Source organism: Campylobacter sp. CFSAN093249 (assembly GCF_011067895.1).
Classification (GTDB): Bacteria; Campylobacterota; Campylobacteria; order Campylobacterales; family Campylobacteraceae; genus Campylobacter_D; species Campylobacter_D jejuni.
On the sequence record NZ_JAAMWM010000002.1, the window covers coordinates 25,686 to 41,378 of the forward strand.

The window sequence follows — 15,693 nt, forward strand, 5'->3', positions numbered from 1 at the left end:
ATAATTTTAATTATAACATTTTAAGAGTGATTATCAAAATTTTATTTTATCTTTTACTATAAAAACAGCACAAATAGCCAATAACGCTAAAAAAATCATATATATACTCATACCATATAAAAATGGATTTTCATTTTTACTCGCGAGTGTATTAAGCCAAAAAACGAGTTGCGGAGTAATACCGCCTGAAATTGCATAAGCAATATTATAAGAAAAAGAAATTCCTGAAAATCTTATTTTAGCTCTAAAAACTTCACTCATTAAAATAGGTGCAAACACATTAATTCCACCTAAAAAACAAACAATCGAATACAAAATACACACCAAAACCAAATTTTTAAGCTCATATAAAGCATAAAAATATAAAAAAGAAAAAAATACAAAAGTTAAAGAAAAGAAAATGCAAATTTTAAATAAACCAAATTTATCTACAAGATAACCCATAAAAGCCCCGCCTAAAGCTATTCCCAAAATTCCTAATATCTGTAAATAACTTCCTTCAACCCCACTTAAATTTAAAATACTAGGCATAAATTTAGGCATTAATAAAACAAGCACAATAACACAACCTGTTAAAACCCAAGTCATCATCATTGATGAAAATAATTTTTTTACAATATCCTTTTCTTTAAATAAATCTTTAAGCGGAAAAGAACTAAGCGATGATTCTTTTTTCATTTGTTTAAAAACAGGAGTTTCTTGCAAAAATCTACGCAAATAAATAGAAATAATCCCAAAAATTCCACCTACAAAAAAAGCAATACGCCATGCATAAGTAGCAATTTCTTCTATACTAAAAAAAGCATTAATGATTAAAAATACTATACTTCCTAACAAAATTCCTAAAGCCATAGCTGAATTTAAACAGCTTAAAAAGAAAGCTTTTTGTTTTTCTTGACAATGTTCTCTTACAAAAACCCAAGCTCCAGGCAATTCTCCACCTATAGCTATGCCTTGAAAAATTCTTATAAGTATCAATAAAACAGGAGCTAAAAACCCAAGAGTTTCATAACCTGGAATAAAAGCTAAGACAAAGGTAGGAAGAACCATTAGTAAAATACTTAGCATAAACATATTTTTACGCCCAAATTTATCTCCAAAATGTGCCATAACTATACCACCTAAAGGACGTGCTAAATATCCAGCTGCAAATGCTCCATAAGTATTTAATAAAGCCCAAAATTCACCCATATCTTTAGGAAAAAATACATTGGCTATATATTCAGCAAAAAAGACAAAAATAATAAAATCATAAAATTCTAAAGTTCCTCCTAGTGAAGAAAGTCCTAAGATCTTAATTTCCTTTGTTCCAAATTTTGATTTTCTCATTGATTAATTACCTTAAATTTTAAAAACATTGTTTTTATTATACTATAATCATTTCCAAAATATTATCTAAAAAATTTAAGGATAAATATGTTTAATTTTATAACCACCCTTTTAAAAACCAATCTTTATTTTTTAGAAGAAAAAACCACAAGCAAAAGTTCAAATCAAACCCATATAATCTCGCTTAAACAATCTGATGATGAATTTTTAAATTTATTATTTTCTTTTTTAGTGCCACAAAACGATGAAGATAAGAATTTTATAGAAAAAACTCGCACAAAAATCAAAAGAAATGAGCATAATATTACTCTGATAAAAAATCCAAATTTTAATGCTTTAATAGACACAGGGTTTTTAGATACTATTGATACATTAAAGAAAAATTACATATCCACAAAACCGATTTTAAAGATATCACTCATATTATCTTAACACATGCACATCCTGATCATATAGAAGCTTTAATGAGCGAAGAAAATCTTTTTCCAAAAGCTCAAATTTTAATCGATAAAAAAGAATATGATTTTTGGATCAAAAGTGATAGACAAGAAATTAAAAACACCTTGCTTAAACTTAAAAATATAGAATTTATTAACCACTCTAAAGATTTGATCTTTCAAAATTCAGGCATTAAAGCCATACCTGCTTACGGGCATACCCCAGGTCAAAATGCTATCATAATTGATGATAAAATAGTCTTTTGGGGAGATTTACTTCATCTTTATGATATACAAATCCCAAAACCTAAAATCGCTATAAAATTTGATATAGATCAAAATGAGGCTATACAAACAAGGGAAAAACTACTTAAAGAATTTAAAGAAAGAAAACTCAAAGTTATAGGGACTCATGCATCTTTTATCGAACCTGAATTTTTAGATTAATTACTTAAAAATTACTAAAAATTAAGTAAAAATTTTAATAATTTTTGCTAAAATTATAGCCTTTTTATTTCATGAAAGGAGAAAATTTTGGCAAAAGATGATGTAATTGAAATTGATGGCACCGTACTTGAAGCATTGCCTAATGCAAATTTCAAGGTTGAACTTGACAACAAACATGTAATTTTATGTCATATTGCAGGAAAAATGCGTATGCATTATATAAGAATAATGCCAGGTGATAAAGTAAAAGTAGAACTTACACCTTATAGCCTTGATAAAGGGCGTATAACTTTTAGATATAAATAATCTAAGTTATTTAAAAGCTAATTTTAGATAAAATTAGAGTTTTTGCGACAAATTACATCGAACTATATGAAGAAGTATTTTTAAAATCCACCACTTATTTTGAAAATAGTTGGTTATTCATAAAACCTGATGTAGTCGTAAATCAAGTGGAATTCATTCAAGGAGACGCTCATGAAAGTGAGACCATCGGTTAAAAAGATGTGCGACAAGTGCAAAGTAGTTCGCCGTAAAGGCGTGGTTCGCATTATTTGCGAAAATCCAAAACATAAACAAAGACAAGGATAAACATGGCTCGTATTGCAGGTGTGGATTTACCAAAGAAAAAAAGAATTGAGTATGGACTAACCTATATTTATGGTATAGGACTTTTCACTTCAAGAAAAATTCTAGATAAAGTAGGAATTTCTTATGATAAAAGAGTTCATGAGTTAAGTGAAGATGAAGCAGCAGCTATCCGTAAAGAAATTCAAGAAAACTATATGGTTGAAGGGGATTTGAGAAAACAAGTTGCTATGGATATTAAAGCACTTATGGATTTAGGAAGCTTTAGAGGTTTAAGACACAGAAAAGGCTTACCAGTTCGCGGACAAAAAACAAAAACAAACGCAAGAACTAGAAAAGGTAAGAGAAAAACTGTTGGTGCAAAATCATAAGGATAAATCATGGCAAAAAGAAAAATCGTAAAGAAAAAAGTAGTTAAAAAAAATATAGCAAAAGGTATTGTTTATATCAGTGCGACTTTTAACAATACTATGGTTACAGTAACTGATGAAATGGGAAATGCTATCGCTTGGAGTAGTGCAGGTGGTTTAGGATTTAAAGGTTCTAAAAAATCAACTCCTTATGCAGCACAACAAGCAGTAGAAGACGCTTTAAATAAAGCAAAAGAACACGGAATTAAAGAAGTAGGCATTAAAGTACAAGGACCAGGAAGCGGTAGAGAAACTGCTGTTAAGAGTGTAGGTGCTATGGAAGGAATCAAAGTAACTTTCTTAAAAGATATCACTCCATTAGCTCACAATGGTTGCAGACCGCCTAAGCGTCGTCGTGTCTAAGATATAAGAAAAATTTAGGAGAATATTATGGCAAGATATAGAGGACCAGTAGAAAAATTAGAAAGACGCTTTGGTGTTAGCTTAGCATTAAAAGGAGAAAGAAGACTAGCTGGCAAAAGTGCACTAGATAAACGCCCTTATGCACCAGGACAACACGGAGCAAGAAAAGGTAAAATTAGTGAGTATGGACTTCAATTAAGAGAAAAACAAAAAGCTAAATTTATGTATGGAGTAAGCGAAAAGCAATTCCGTCGTTTATTTGCTGAAGCAGCAAGAAGAGAAGGAAATACAGGGGTATTACTTATCCAACTTTTAGAACAAAGATTAGACAATGTAGTATATAGAATGGGTTTTGCTACAACACGTCGTTTTGCAAGACAACTTGTAACACATGGACATGTTTTAGTAAATGGTAAAAGAGTGGATATTCCTAGCTTTAGAGTAGAAGCAGGTGCTAAAATCGAAATTATCGAAAAAAGCAAAAACAATCCTCAAATTACAAGAGCTATCGAACTTACAGCACAAACTGGAATCGTTGCTTGGGTTGATGTTGAAAAAGATAAGAGATTTGGAATTTTCACAAGAAAACCTGAAAGAGAAGAAGTTGTCATTCCGGTTGAGGAAAGATTTATCGTTGAGCTTTACTCTAAATAATAGGGGCTAAATATGAGAAATATTACAACATCTGCTTATACGCCAACAGAATTTACAATAGAAAACATTAGTGATACTGTGGCTAAAATCAGTGCTTGGCCTTTTGAGATCGGCTATGGAATCACCCTAGCCCATCCTTTACGCCGTTTGCTTTACACTAGCACCATAGGATATGCTCCAACTGCGATTCATATTGATGGCGTAGCTCATGAATTTGATAGCATGCGTGGTATGCTTGAAGATGTAGCACTTTTTATCATTAATCTAAAAAAACTACGCTTTAAAATTAAAGGCGACTCAAATAAAGAAATAGTAGAATTTAGCTTTAAAGGCTCAAAAGAAATTTACGGCAAAGATCTAAATAATGATCAAGTAGAAGTAGTAAATAAAGACGCCTATCTAGCAACAATCAACGAAGATGCTGAGCTCAAATTCACATTGATCGTTGAAAAAGGTATTGGCTATGTACCAAGCGAAGAAATTAAAGAGCTTATAAATGATCCTAAATTTATAGCTTTAGATGCTTTCTTTACACCTGTAAGAGAAGCAACCTATGATATTGAAAAAGTTTTATTTGAAGATAATCCTGATTATGAAAAAGTGGTTTTAACCGTAACAACTGATGGACAAATCACTCCAAATGAAGCTTTTCAAAATGCTCTAGAAGCTATGTATAAACAATTATCAGTATTTGATAAAATTACCAATGTTAGAAGTGTAATTAAAAATCAAGCAACAAGCAATGAACTAGAAAATACTAAATTATTGCAAAACATTACAGATTTAAATTTAAGTGCTAGAAGTTATAATTGTCTTGAAAAAGCAGGAGTGGTTTACATAGGCGAGCTTGCTTTGATGAGTGTAAGTGAACTTGCAGGGCTTAAAAATTTAGGTAAAAAATCTCTTGATGAAATTAAAAACATCATGGAAAGCATAGGTTTTCCTGTGGGAACTTCTAAGCTTAGCGATAATAAAGAAATACTTAAAAATAAAATCGCAGAATTAAAAGCACAAAACGAAGGATAAAGAATGAGACATAAACATGGATATAGAAAACTTGGCAGAACTTCATCTCATCGTGCTGCCTTATTAAAAAATTTAACTATAGCTTTAGTAAATAGCGGAAAAATCGAAACTACTCTACCAAAAGCTAAAGAATTAAGAGGTTATGTAGAAAGATTGATTACTAGAGCAAGACTTGGAGATTTTAACGCTCATAGAGCAGTTTTTGCTTCATTGCAAGATAAAAACGCTACTAATAAATTAGTGACTGAAATTGCTCCAAAATTCAAAGATCGCAATGGTGGATATACAAGAATCATCAAAACAAGAATTCGCCGTGGTGATGCTGCTGAAATGGCTTTCATCGAATTTGTAGCTTAATCAAATCCTAGCTTTTGCTAGGATTAATACTTCAATTAAATACCTTAAAAATAAAAAGTTTTAAATAATTATTTTAAATAAAATTAAATTTATTTATTTTCTAAAACCCTTGCTAAAAATTCAACTACTTATGCTAATATAAGTTTTTAATTTTTAATTTCAAGGATATGTTATGCAAGAAAACACTCGTTTACGCATTGCGATACAAAAATCAGGTAGACTTTCAAAAGAATCCATAGAGCTTCTTTCAGAATGTGGTGTTAAAATGCATATCCATGAACAAAGCTTGATCGCTTTTTCTACAAATTTACCCATAGATATTTTACGCGTTAGAGATGATGATATCCCTGGGCTTATTTTTGATGGGGTTGTAGATTTAGGCATTATAGGGGAAAATGTTTTAGAAGAAAATGAACTTGAACGCCAGTCTTTAGGAGAAAATCCAAGCTATAAGCTTTTAAAAAAGCTAGATTTTGGATATTGCCGTCTTTCTCTTGCCTTACCTCAAGAAAATAAATTTCAAAATTTGAAAGATTTTGAAGGCTTAAGGATAGCTACTTCTTATCCACAACTTTTAAAGCGTTTTATGAAAGAAAATGGGATTAATTATAAAAATTGTACGCTTACAGGTTCTGTTGAAGTAGCCCCTAGGGCAAATTTAGCCGATGCGATTTGCGATCTTGTTTCAAGCGGGGCAACTTTACAAGCAAACAATCTTAAAGAAGTTAAAGTCATTTATGAATCTCGTGCTTGTTTGATTCAAAAAGAAAATGCTTTAAGTAAAGAAAAACAAGCCTTAGTGGATAAAATTATGTTGCGTGTAGCAGGAGTAATGCAAGCAAGAGAATCTAAATACATTATGCTTCATGCTCCAAAAGAAAAGCTTGATAAAATTCAAGCCCTACTTCCAGGAGTTGAAAGACCGACTATCTTACCTTTAGCACACGATGAAAAAAATGTAGCTTTACATATGGTAAGTAAAGAAAATCTTTTTTGGGAAACCATGGAGGCTTTAAAAGAAGAAGGTGCGAGTTCGATTTTAGTTCTGCCTATAGAAAAAATGTTAAAGTGAGTAAAAAATGCAAATTTTAGTATATGATAATTTGGATGAAAAACAAAAAGAAGAAGCGTTAAAACGCCCTGCTATAAGTGCGAAAGATGAAATTTCAAAAATAGTAAGTTCTATCATTAAAGAAGTGCAAGAAAAAGGCGATGAAGCTTTGATAGAACAAGCTTTGAAATTTGATAAGGCTGAAATTTCAAAGATTAAAATCACTCAAGAAGAAATCACTCAAGCAAGCAATCGTTTAGATAAAGATTTACAAGAAGCTATTTTAGTGGCTTATGAAAATATCAAAAAATTTCACGAAGCCCAAATCCCACATGAAATCGCTCTTGAAACTACAAAAGGCGTTAAATGCGAAGTTTTAACACGCCCTATAGAAAAAGTAGGACTTTACATACCAGGGGGTTTGGCACCTTTGTTTTCAACGGTTTTAATGCTAGCTATTCCTGCAAAAATTGCAGGTTGTGAAAAAATCGTTTTAGCAAGTCCTGCAAAAATCAATGATGCTGTGCTTTTTTGTGCTAAGCTTTGTGGCGTGGATGAAATTTATCAAATGGGCGGTGCAGGAGCTATAGCAGCTTTGGCTTACGGTACCCAAAGTGTTTTAAAGGTGGATAAAATTTTTGGCCCAGGAAATGCCTTTGTAACCGAAGCAAAACGCCAAGCAAGTAGTGATATAAACGGAGCAGCTATTGATATGCAAGCAGGACCTAGTGAAGTTTTAGTCATAGCTGATGATTTAGCTAATGAAAAATTTGTAGCTAGTGATTTGCTTTCACAAGCTGAACATGGTGCAGATTCTCAAGTGATTTTAGTGTGTTTAAGTCAAGATTTTGCTAAAAAAGCAAGTGATGAAGTCCAAAGTCAATTAGAACTTTTGCCTCGCAAAGAACTTGCAAGCAAAAGCATTGCTAATTCACGCATTATCATAGCTAAAGATTTAAATCAAGCCTTAGAAATTTCAAATCTTTACGCCCCTGAACATTTGATCATACAAACTCAAAATCCACGAGAACTTTTAAAAGGTGTAAAACACGCAGGATCAGTATTTTTAGGAGCTTATTCCCCAGAGTCTATGGGTGATTATGCAAGTGGGACAAATCATGTTTTACCTACTTATGGACTTACTAAAACGCATTCTAGTTTAGGTTTGGCAGATTTTAGTAAAAGAATGACCGTTCAAGAGTTAAGTAAAGAAGGTTTTTTAGCTTTAGGTAAAAGTGTTGAAATTTTAGCACAAAATGAGCATTTAGACGCGCACAAAAATGCAGTAACTTTTCGTTTAGAAAGCTTAAAATGAGTCAAAAAATCCTTTTTATAGATAGAGATGGCACTTTAATAGAGGAGCCAAAAAGCGATTTTCAAATCGATACTCTTGAAAAATTGCGTTTTGAAAAAGATGCTATTCCCACTCTTTTAAAACTAAAAAATTTTGGATTTAAATTTGTCATGGTAAGCAATCAAGATGGTCTTGGAACGCCAAGTTTTCCAAAGGAAAATTTTGAAATCGCTCATGAAAAAATGCTTGATATTTTAAAAAGTTGCGGTATAGAATTTCAAGATATTTTTATTTGTCCGCATTTTGAAAATGAAAATTGTGCTTGCAGAAAACCTAAAACCGCTATGTTAGAAGAGTATATCAAACACGAACTTTACGATAAAGAACAAAGTTTTGTTATCGGAGATCGTGAGAGTGATATGATCTTAGCTTCAAATTTAGGTGTGCGTGGTTTAAGATATGGCGAACTTTCTTGGAAAGAAATAGAAAATGAAATTTTAAGTTCTTTTAGAAGTGCGAGTTATCAAAGAACTACTAAAGAAACAGATATAAAAGTAAAAGTGTGCTTAAATGGGGGCAAGGTTAGCATTAAAACAGGCATTGATTTTTTTGATCACATGTTAGAGCAAATCGCTGTACATGGAGGTATAGGGCTTGAAATTTCTTGTAAAGGGGATTTAGAAATCGATGAGCATCATAGCGTTGAAGATGTAGCCTTAGCACTTGGAGCTTGTATCAAAAAAGCTTTAGGGGATAAAATCGGCATTGCAAGATATGGTTTTGCTTTACCTATGGATGAGTGTTTGGCAAGTTGTGCGATGGATTTTTGCAATCGTCCTCATTTAGTCTATAAAGCCAAATTTAAAAAATCTTATTTAGGGGCTTTAAGCACAGAAATGATCGAGCACTTTTTTTATTCTTTAAGCTATGCTATGGGCGTGAGTTTGCATTTAAAAGTTAAAGGCAAAAACGATCATCATAAAGCCGAAGGGCTTTTTAAAGCCTTTGCAAAAGCTTTGAAAATGGCAGTGAAAATAGAAAGTGAAAATTTAGCCAGCTCTAAAGGAGTGATATGAAAGTTGCTGATATTTTTTGTGGAGCCGGTGGTCTTAGTTATGGTTTTTCAACAAACCCTTTTTTCAATATAGTTTTTGCAAATGATATTGATAAAGATGCTATAAAAAGCTATGCTTTGAATCATCCAAATACAAAAGTTTATCATAAAAATATTAGCAAACTTGATGAAATGGAAATGTTAAATTTTGGCAAAATAGATTTGCTTTTAGGCGGTCCTCCTTGTCAAAGTTATTCTACTTTAGGCAAAAGAAAAATGGATGAACGAGCAAATTTATTTCAAGAATATCTAAGAGTACTAAAAATACTTCAGCCAAAAATTTTTATTTTTGAAAATGTAATAGGTTTGCTTTCAATGCAAAAAGGGGAATTATTTAAGTATATTTGTTGTCAATTTAAAAAAATAAATTATGTTGTTGATTATAGCATTTTAAATGCGGCTTTTTATGGAGTGCCTCAAATTAGAGAAAGATTGATTATTGTTGGTATTAGACAAGATATATATTATGGAAGTTTTATTTTTCCGCAAAAAACACATGATAAATTTGTAAGTTTAAAAGAAGCTTTAGATGATTTGCCTTTTATTCAAAGTGGAGAAAATGGAAATAATAAAGGTTATAGATTTAAACCTAATAATGCTTTTTTATCTTTTGTGAGAAAAAGCGAAATTTTAAAAGAACATTCTAGCCCGAAAAACAATATAAACCTTATTAGAATAATGCAAACTCTCAAAGATGGCGAAAGTAAAAATTCTCTACCTTTAGAATTGCAACCAAAATCGGGCTATTGTAATACTTATGCAAAAATGTGGTGGGATAGACCAGCTCCAACCATAACTAGAAATTTCGCAACACCTAGCAGCTCAAGATGTATTCATCCTAGAGATTCCAGAGCCTTAAGCATTAGAGAAGGAGCGAGACTTCAAAGTTTTCCGGATGATTATATTTTTTATGGTAGTGATACTAGTAAAAAATTACAAATTGGAAACGCAGTTCCCCCGCTTCTTAGTATAGCACTAGCTGATGCGGTAAAAAAATATATTTTACAAGGAAAAATAAATGTTTCATAAAGATGATTTTAAGAATTATAGATATATATTAGGCTTTCAATCTCAGCAAAAATTCAAAGATTTTTTAAGCGCAAAGGATATAAAAGCTGAAATTGATTTTTGTTATATTGAAAAATTAAACAATAGATTGTCAGAAATTTTTACAAAAATAAATAAAAGCTATTATGATCCTTGTGATATAAAATTATTTTTACAAAAATATTTATTTAATACCTATAGTATATTTAAAAATAATGATATTTTAAATAATTTAAATAATCAAGGAAGACGCAAAGAAGAAGTTTATTTCAGTTGGATGAGAGGATATTTAGTTTGTGAATATTTTAAAAAAGCAATAAGTGAAATTTTTGATATTTCTAAAGATGAAATTAAAAATATAGGTGACGATGATTTCCACTCTTTAGATACTTTTAAAAGAACACCTAGGGCTGATCTGGAAATTAATAATTATAGACTTGAAATACAAAGTGGTTTTCAAGGCATAAATGATATTAAAGAGCATAAAGTTAGAGAAGCAAAAAATATATTTAATGATAAAAATATAAAAACACTAGTAATTCATTTTGATTTATTTAATGGGCAAGTTGCTTTTGTGGATATTTCTAAAATTCAAAATAATGATTTAAACTGGATTACTAGACAGCAAATGGAAGGGCAAAGTGTTTTTAATATTGATTCTAATTATTTTCAATGGTTATTTTTAAATAAAGCTCCAAAATTTAAGGATTTATCATTATGAAATTGGTTATTATCGATACAGCCTGTGCGAATTTGGCATCTTTGAAATTTTGTCTGGATAGATTAGGTTTTAATGCAACTATCAGTAGGGATTTAAAAGAACTTGAAAGTGCGGATAAACTTTTTTTACCTGGAGTGGGTACTGCAAAAGAAGCGATGAAAAATTTAGAACAATTTAATCTTATTGATTTTATTAAAAATACCAAAAAACCTTTGCTTGGTATTTGTTTAGGTATGCAAATTTTAGGAAATTTTTCTGAAGAATTAAATCAAGAAACCTTAAAACTCATAGATTTTACAACTCAAAAATTTAAAGCTAAAGAAGGCTTTACTTTTCCACATATGGGATGGAATGAAGTTTATAGCTCTCATGCTTTGTTTAAAGGCTTAGAAGGGGCTTATTTTTATTTTGTGCATAGTTATTGTGTAGGACTTGGGAAATACACTATAGCAGATTGTGAGTATTCGCAAAAATTTAGCGCAAGCGTAATGAAAGATAATTTTTACGGAGTGCAATTTCACCCTGAAAGAAGTAGCGAGGCTGGGGAAATTTTAATTTCAAATTTTATTAAGGATATAGGATGACTCAAATCATACCCGCACTCGATCTTATAGATGGCGAAGTGGTGCGTCTTGTAAAAGGGGATTACGAACAAAAAAAAGTATATAAATACAATCCCTTAAAGAAATTTAAAGAATACGAAAAAGCAGGAGCGAAAGAACTTCATCTTGTAGATCTTACAGGTGCAAAAGATCCTAGCAAAAGACAATTTGCTTTGATAGAAAAATTAGCCAAAGAAGTCAGTGTCAATTTGCAAGTAGGTGGAGGTATACGCTCTAAAGCAGAAGTTAGAGCTTTGCTTGATTGTGGAGTAAAAAGAGTAGTTATAGGATCTATGGCAATTAAAGATGCGACTTTATGTCTTGAAATTTTAAAAGAATTTGGTAGTGAAGCTATAGTTTTAGCTTTAGATACGATTTTAAAAGAAGATTATGTTGTGGCTGTAAATGCTTGGCAAGAAGCAAGCGATAAAAAGCTTATGGAAGTTTTAGATTTTTATAGCAATAAAGGTTTAAAACACATACTTTGCACAGATATTTCAAAAGATGGCACCATGCAAGGAGTAAATGTAAGACTTTACAAACTTATCCATGAAATTTTTCCTCATATCTGCATTCAGGCAAGTGGTGGAGTAGCGAGCTTAAAAGACCTTGAAAACTTAAAAGGAATTTGTAGTGGGGTTATCGTAGGAAAAGCTTTATTAGACGGAGTTTTTAGTGTAGAAGAAGGGATAAGATGTCTAGCAAATTAAACTACAAAGAACTTGCTTTAGAAATTTTAAAACAAAGTGACAGACCTTTAAGTGTTAATGAAATTTGGCAAAAAGCTCTTGAAAAAGGCTTAGATAAAAAGCTTTCTAGTATAGGGCAAACTCCAATTGCTACTTTAGGAGCTAGAATATATGTGGATATAAAAGAATTACAACACAATTCTTTATTTATTAAAGCTTCCCAAAAACCCAGAACTTTTTGGTTAAAAGAAAGAGAAAATGAACTTTTAAAACTTGATAATAAAAATGAAATTACCAATGAAAAACAAGAAAAAAATAAATTTCATGAAAGAGATTTACACCCCTTGCTTGTAAAATTTTTATATGAAAATTTAGATTTTAATTTAAATTGCAAAACAATTTACCACGAACAAAGCAAAAAGGGTAAGGGCGGGGAAGATAAGTGGAATTATCCTGATATTGTAGGGGTTTATTTTCCTTATGATGATTATGAAAAAGAAACCATAACACTTTTAGAAAATATCAAACAAAATAGCTATAAACTTTTTTCTTTTGAACTTAAAATTGCTTTAAATTTTTCAAATTTAAAAGAATGCTATTTTCAAGCTGTAAGTAATTCTAGCTGGGCAAATGAAGGCTATTTGGTTGTTTTACAAGAAATTGATAGCGAAGTTTTAAGCGAGTTAAGACGCTTAAATCAAAGTTTTGGCATAGGAGTGATAAAACTTGAAAAAGATATTTCAAATTCTCAAATTTTAATTAGTGCAAAAGAAAAAGAACTTGATATTCAAACACTAAATATGCTGATCAATAAAAATCCAAATTTTAAAGAATTTATTGATGATATAAACAAACAAATTAAAGTGGGCAAAGAAGCAAAAATTCAAGCTAATTTTGATGAAATTAAAAGCGATGAAGAAATGGAAAAATATCTTAAAGAAAAATGTATTTTGGAGAAATAAATGCTTACAAAACGCATAATTGCATGTTTAGATGTCAAAGATGGCAGAGTAGTAAAAGGAACACAATTTAAAAACCATAAAGATATGGGAGATATCATAGAGCTTGCTAGGTATTATTCTCAAAATGGTATTGATGAGCTTGTTTTTTATGATATTGCTGCAAGTGCTAGAAAAGAACGCATATCAAGAGAATGGGTAAGTGAAGTAGCAAAAAATATCAATATTCCTTTTTGTGTTGCAGGGGGTATTAAAAGCGAAGAAGATGCGGCTGAACTTTTAGCTAATGGGGCAGATAAAATTTCTATCAATTCTCCTGCTTTAAATGATCCAAGCCTAATCACACGCCTTGCTAAAAGCTTTGGCGTGCAATGCGTAGTAGTAGGGATTGATAGTTTTAAAGATGAAAATGGAAATTTAAAAGTATTTCAATACACAGGGGATGAAAAAACAAGTAAACATAGTGGAAAAAGCACTTTAGAATGGGTTAAAAAAGTGCAAGATCTAGGTGCAGGCGAAATTGTTTTAAATATGATGAATCAAGATGGTGTTAAAAATGGCTATGATTTAGAACAATTAGAAGCTGTATATAAAATTTGTAAAGTACCTTTGATCGCAAGTGGGGGAGCGGGAAAAATGGAACATTTTTTAGAAGCTTTTAAACTAGGTATAGATGGGGCTTTAGCTGCTTCTGTTTTTCATCAAAAACTTATAGACATTAAAGAATTAAAAATTTATCTTAAAAATCAAGGCTTAAGTATAAGGATATAATATGCAAAATTTCAAAGAACTTAATGAAAAAATCGCTTGGCAAAAAGTGGATAATCTTTTACCTGTCATCATCCAAGATGCAAAAACTTGCGAAGTTTTAATGCTAGGCTTTATGAATAATGAAGCCTTAGAAAAAAGCTTAGAAAGTGGCAAAGTAGTCTTTTTTTCACGCACAAAACAGCGTCTTTGGATGAAGGGTGAAGAAAGTGGAAATTTCTTAAATATCATAGATTTAAGCTTAGATTGTGATAATGACACGCTTTTAATTTTAGCAAATCCTGTAGGGCCTACTTGTCATACGGGCGATATTTCTTGTTTTGAAAAAATTTCTAAAAATGCAGATTTTGTTTTTCTAGCCAGACTTGAAAAACTTATTAATGCACGCAAAAATGCCGATGAAAATACTTCTTATACAGCAAAACTTTTCAAAAGTGGTACAAAACGCATCGCACAAAAAGTTGGTGAAGAAGGCGTAGAAACAGCTTTAGCAGCGACAGTAAAAGATAAAGAAGAGCTTATTTGTGAAGCAGCGGATTTAATGTATCATTTAAGTGTTTTACTTGCAGATGCAAATCTTAGTTTCTCAGATGTGATTTCAAAATTAAAAGAAAGACATAAAGCTTAAAGCTTTATGTAAAATAAATTTATATCAATGCAAGGCTTCATTAAGTTTGACTGCTTTTTTATTTAAAGCTACTATCATAGCACCACTTATAGAATCTTGACGGAAATGTAGCCCATTTAAACCTTTAAGCTCTAAGCCTTTGTAAATTTCTTTATCAAAATTAAAATAAGGATTAAGTTTAGCAAGTTCTTCGGCATCTTTGAGTAAAAATTTCGTTCCTTCTAACACCGCAATACCTGCATCAACTATACAATTATCCCCTAAAGGAATTCCTGTAACTGAATTAGCTCCTAAAAGACAAGCCTTACCTACACTTATAGCATTGCCACTTGTTCCACTTAAAACACCTAAAATCGAAGCTCCACCACCTACATCAGAACCTTCTCCTACTATAGCACTTGAGCTAATACGCCCTTCAACCATACAAGCTCCTGTTGTGCCTGCATTAAAATTCACATAACTTGCCCCTGGCATGATGGTTGTTCCTGCTGCTAAAGATGCACCCATTCTTACTTTGGAACTTTCTAAAATTCTTGTATTATCCTCAGGGATAATATGCGATAAAAATCTTGGGAATTTATCAACAAAATCGATTTTTGGATATTGATTGCTCATTTTTAAACGCATTTCATTTGCTCTTAAATACTCAAGCTCGATAGGCTTATCATCACTCCAAGCTACATTGCTTAAAAGTCCAAAAGCTCCATTTAGATTGATACTTCTTAAAGGTACTTTTTTAGTAGAAAGCAAATAAAGTTTTAGATAAACACTTTCTACACTTAAAGGTTCTTTATCTTCAAAAAGACAAACAAAAGCAAACTCATCGTCTTTAAATTTATCTTTGATAATCTTTAATAAATCAATATTTTGATGCCCTTCTTCTTCTAAAAAAGGTTTAAAACAAGAAAGTGCAAAATCAATATCTTCTAATTTTAAAGTTTGCACAAACTCACTCGCATTAAAATCAATCTCCACGCCCCTTTGCATAAAAGCTTCAAGCATGATTGCTGCTGAGCCAAAATTTTGCTCGTAATTAATCAAAGCAAAACTTGCTTGCAAGATTTTATTTTTATTTAGCTGTCCTCTATCAAGCCTTGCTATACCAAAAGCTTTAGGTTTTTTATAACCACTTTTTTGCTCGATTTGTTTGATTAAAAGTAAAAAATCTTCTTTAGTATTAATCATTTTCTTTTCCTTATCCACTTAATT

At 31.1% G+C, this 15,693-nt stretch carries 19 protein-coding genes and 1 pseudogene; 18 read left to right on the plus strand and 2 right to left on the minus strand.

Annotated elements, in window-relative coordinates; genetic code table 11:
• Positions 1-33: 33 nt before the first annotated feature.
• A complete protein-coding gene (locus FBF10_RS00935) occupies positions 34-1,329 on the minus strand; it encodes an MFS transporter (protein WP_016818312.1) in 1,296 nt (431 codons plus the stop codon).
• An 87-nt stretch (positions 1,330-1,416) separates the two neighbouring features.
• Between FBF10_RS00935 and FBF10_RS08520 the strand changes: the two are divergent.
• The 18 genes and pseudogenes from FBF10_RS08520 (at position 1,417) to hisIE (ending at position 14,484) form a co-directional block, all read left to right on the plus strand.
• A pseudogene (locus tag FBF10_RS08520) lies at positions 1,417-2,213 on the plus strand (MBL fold metallo-hydrolase).
• An 87-nt stretch (positions 2,214-2,300) separates the two neighbouring features.
• Positions 2,301-2,519 (plus strand): translation initiation factor IF-1, encoded by a 219-nt coding sequence (gene infA, locus FBF10_RS00950; RefSeq protein WP_002781436.1) that lies wholly within the window; start codon positions 2,301-2,303, stop codon positions 2,517-2,519.
• A 171-nt stretch (positions 2,520-2,690) separates the two neighbouring features.
• The gene (gene rpmJ / locus FBF10_RS00955) at positions 2,691-2,804 is read left to right on the plus strand and encodes a 50S ribosomal protein L36 (protein ID WP_002781429.1); all 114 of its coding nucleotides are present in this window, start codon (positions 2,691-2,693) and stop codon (positions 2,802-2,804) included.
• Between the two features lie 2 nt (positions 2,805-2,806).
• On the plus strand, positions 2,807-3,172 hold the full coding sequence (rpsM, locus tag FBF10_RS00960) for a 30S ribosomal protein S13 (RefSeq protein WP_002800121.1): 366 nt from the start codon (positions 2,807-2,809) through the stop codon (positions 3,170-3,172).
• A 9-nt stretch (positions 3,173-3,181) separates the two neighbouring features.
• Positions 3,182-3,574 carry a 30S ribosomal protein S11 gene (rpsK, locus tag FBF10_RS00965; protein ID WP_002779544.1) on the plus strand — a complete coding sequence of 131 codons (393 nt, stop codon included), beginning with the start codon at positions 3,182-3,184 and terminating at the stop codon, positions 3,572-3,574.
• Positions 3,575-3,601: 27 nt separating this feature from the next.
• On the plus strand, positions 3,602-4,228 hold the full coding sequence (gene rpsD, locus FBF10_RS00970) for a 30S ribosomal protein S4 (RefSeq protein WP_002856574.1): 627 nt from the start codon (positions 3,602-3,604) through the stop codon (positions 4,226-4,228).
• Between the two features lie 12 nt (positions 4,229-4,240).
• Entirely contained in the window at positions 4,241-5,254 is a 1,014-nt protein-coding gene (locus FBF10_RS00975) for a DNA-directed RNA polymerase subunit alpha (protein WP_002851403.1), read from the plus strand.
• Between the two features lie 3 nt (positions 5,255-5,257).
• The gene (gene rplQ, locus FBF10_RS00980; RefSeq protein WP_002851332.1) at positions 5,258-5,611 is read left to right on the plus strand and encodes a 50S ribosomal protein L17; all 354 of its coding nucleotides are present in this window, start codon (positions 5,258-5,260) and stop codon (positions 5,609-5,611) included.
• Between the two features lie 172 nt (positions 5,612-5,783).
• Positions 5,784-6,683, plus strand: coding sequence for an ATP phosphoribosyltransferase (gene hisG / locus FBF10_RS00985; RefSeq protein ID WP_002858407.1), 900 nt, complete (start codon positions 5,784-5,786; stop codon positions 6,681-6,683).
• 7 nt (positions 6,684-6,690) lie between these two features.
• Positions 6,691-7,977 carry a histidinol dehydrogenase gene (gene hisD / locus FBF10_RS00990; protein ID WP_002888509.1) on the plus strand — a complete coding sequence of 429 codons (1,287 nt, stop codon included), beginning with the start codon at positions 6,691-6,693 and terminating at the stop codon, positions 7,975-7,977.
• Positions 7,974-9,032 (plus strand): bifunctional histidinol-phosphatase/imidazoleglycerol-phosphate dehydratase HisB, encoded by a 1,059-nt coding sequence (hisB, locus tag FBF10_RS00995; RefSeq protein WP_002884745.1) that lies wholly within the window; start codon positions 7,974-7,976, stop codon positions 9,030-9,032. Before hisD ends, hisB begins: the two co-directional genes overlap by 4 nt.
• Positions 9,029-10,099, plus strand: a complete 1,071-nt coding sequence (locus FBF10_RS01000) for a DNA cytosine methyltransferase (protein ID WP_002888510.1) — start codon at positions 9,029-9,031, stop codon at positions 10,097-10,099. The genes hisB and FBF10_RS01000 overlap by 4 nt, the downstream gene beginning before the upstream one ends.
• Positions 10,089-10,838 (plus strand): hypothetical protein, encoded by a 750-nt coding sequence (locus FBF10_RS01005; RefSeq protein ID WP_002888511.1) that lies wholly within the window; start codon positions 10,089-10,091, stop codon positions 10,836-10,838. Before FBF10_RS01000 ends, FBF10_RS01005 begins: the two co-directional genes overlap by 11 nt.
• Complete coding sequence (gene hisH, locus FBF10_RS01010; protein ID WP_002888512.1) at positions 10,835-11,422, plus strand: imidazole glycerol phosphate synthase subunit HisH; 588 nt, start codon at positions 10,835-10,837, stop codon at positions 11,420-11,422. The genes FBF10_RS01005 and hisH overlap by 4 nt, the downstream gene beginning before the upstream one ends.
• Positions 11,419-12,150 carry a 1-(5-phosphoribosyl)-5-[(5-phosphoribosylamino)methylideneamino]imidazole-4-carboxamide isomerase gene (hisA, locus tag FBF10_RS01015; RefSeq protein WP_002888513.1) on the plus strand — a complete coding sequence of 244 codons (732 nt, stop codon included), beginning with the start codon at positions 11,419-11,421 and terminating at the stop codon, positions 12,148-12,150. The genes hisH and hisA overlap by 4 nt, the downstream gene beginning before the upstream one ends.
• Entirely contained in the window at positions 12,135-13,091 is a 957-nt protein-coding gene (locus FBF10_RS01020) for an HTH domain-containing protein (protein WP_002888514.1), read from the plus strand. The genes hisA and FBF10_RS01020 overlap by 16 nt, the downstream gene beginning before the upstream one ends.
• Positions 13,092-13,859, plus strand: a complete 768-nt coding sequence (hisF, locus tag FBF10_RS01025; protein ID WP_002860062.1) for an imidazole glycerol phosphate synthase subunit HisF — start codon at positions 13,092-13,094, stop codon at positions 13,857-13,859.
• Position 13,860: 1 nt separating this feature from the next.
• Positions 13,861-14,484 (plus strand): bifunctional phosphoribosyl-AMP cyclohydrolase/phosphoribosyl-ATP diphosphatase HisIE, encoded by a 624-nt coding sequence (gene hisIE, locus FBF10_RS01030; RefSeq protein WP_002851143.1) that lies wholly within the window; start codon positions 13,861-13,863, stop codon positions 14,482-14,484.
• 24 nt (positions 14,485-14,508) lie between these two features.
• Here the strand turns inward: hisIE and FBF10_RS01035 are convergent, their stop codons facing one another.
• On the minus strand, positions 14,509-15,669 hold the full coding sequence (locus FBF10_RS01035) for a 2,3,4,5-tetrahydropyridine-2,6-carboxylate N-succinyltransferase (protein WP_002868830.1): 1,161 nt from the start codon (positions 15,667-15,669) through the stop codon (positions 14,509-14,511).
• Positions 15,670-15,693 lie beyond the last annotated feature (24 nt).

Coding starts and splice junctions, on each gene's coding strand:
- rpsM (WP_002800121.1), top strand. CDS start 2,807: ATGGCTCGTATTGCAGGTGTGGATTTACCAAAGAAAAAAAGAATTGAG.
- hisG (WP_002858407.1), top strand. CDS start 5,784: ATGCAAGAAAACACTCGTTTACGCATTGCGATACAAAAATCAGGTAGA.
- hisD (WP_002888509.1), top strand. CDS start 6,691: ATGCAAATTTTAGTATATGATAATTTGGATGAAAAACAAAAAGAAGAA.
- FBF10_RS01000 (WP_002888510.1), top strand. CDS start 9,029: ATGAAAGTTGCTGATATTTTTTGTGGAGCCGGTGGTCTTAGTTATGGT.
- FBF10_RS01020 (WP_002888514.1), top strand. CDS start 12,135: ATGTCTAGCAAATTAAACTACAAAGAACTTGCTTTAGAAATTTTAAAA.
- rpmJ (WP_002781429.1), top strand. CDS start 2,691: ATGAAAGTGAGACCATCGGTTAAAAAGATGTGCGACAAGTGCAAAGTA.
- hisIE (WP_002851143.1), top strand. CDS start 13,861: ATGCAAAATTTCAAAGAACTTAATGAAAAAATCGCTTGGCAAAAAGTG.
- hisB (WP_002884745.1), top strand. CDS start 7,974: ATGAGTCAAAAAATCCTTTTTATAGATAGAGATGGCACTTTAATAGAG.
- hisF (WP_002860062.1), top strand. CDS start 13,092: ATGCTTACAAAACGCATAATTGCATGTTTAGATGTCAAAGATGGCAGA.
- FBF10_RS01005 (WP_002888511.1), top strand. CDS start 10,089: ATGTTTCATAAAGATGATTTTAAGAATTATAGATATATATTAGGCTTT.
- hisH (WP_002888512.1), top strand. CDS start 10,835: ATGAAATTGGTTATTATCGATACAGCCTGTGCGAATTTGGCATCTTTG.
- FBF10_RS00975 (WP_002851403.1), top strand. CDS start 4,241: ATGAGAAATATTACAACATCTGCTTATACGCCAACAGAATTTACAATA.
- FBF10_RS01035 (WP_002868830.1), bottom strand. CDS start 15,669: ATGATTAATACTAAAGAAGATTTTTTACTTTTAATCAAACAAATCGAG.
- rpsD (WP_002856574.1), top strand. CDS start 3,602: ATGGCAAGATATAGAGGACCAGTAGAAAAATTAGAAAGACGCTTTGGT.
- FBF10_RS00935 (WP_016818312.1), bottom strand. CDS start 1,329: ATGAGAAAATCAAAATTTGGAACAAAGGAAATTAAGATCTTAGGACTT.
- rplQ (WP_002851332.1), top strand. CDS start 5,258: ATGAGACATAAACATGGATATAGAAAACTTGGCAGAACTTCATCTCAT.
- rpsK (WP_002779544.1), top strand. CDS start 3,182: ATGGCAAAAAGAAAAATCGTAAAGAAAAAAGTAGTTAAAAAAAATATA.
- hisA (WP_002888513.1), top strand. CDS start 11,419: ATGACTCAAATCATACCCGCACTCGATCTTATAGATGGCGAAGTGGTG.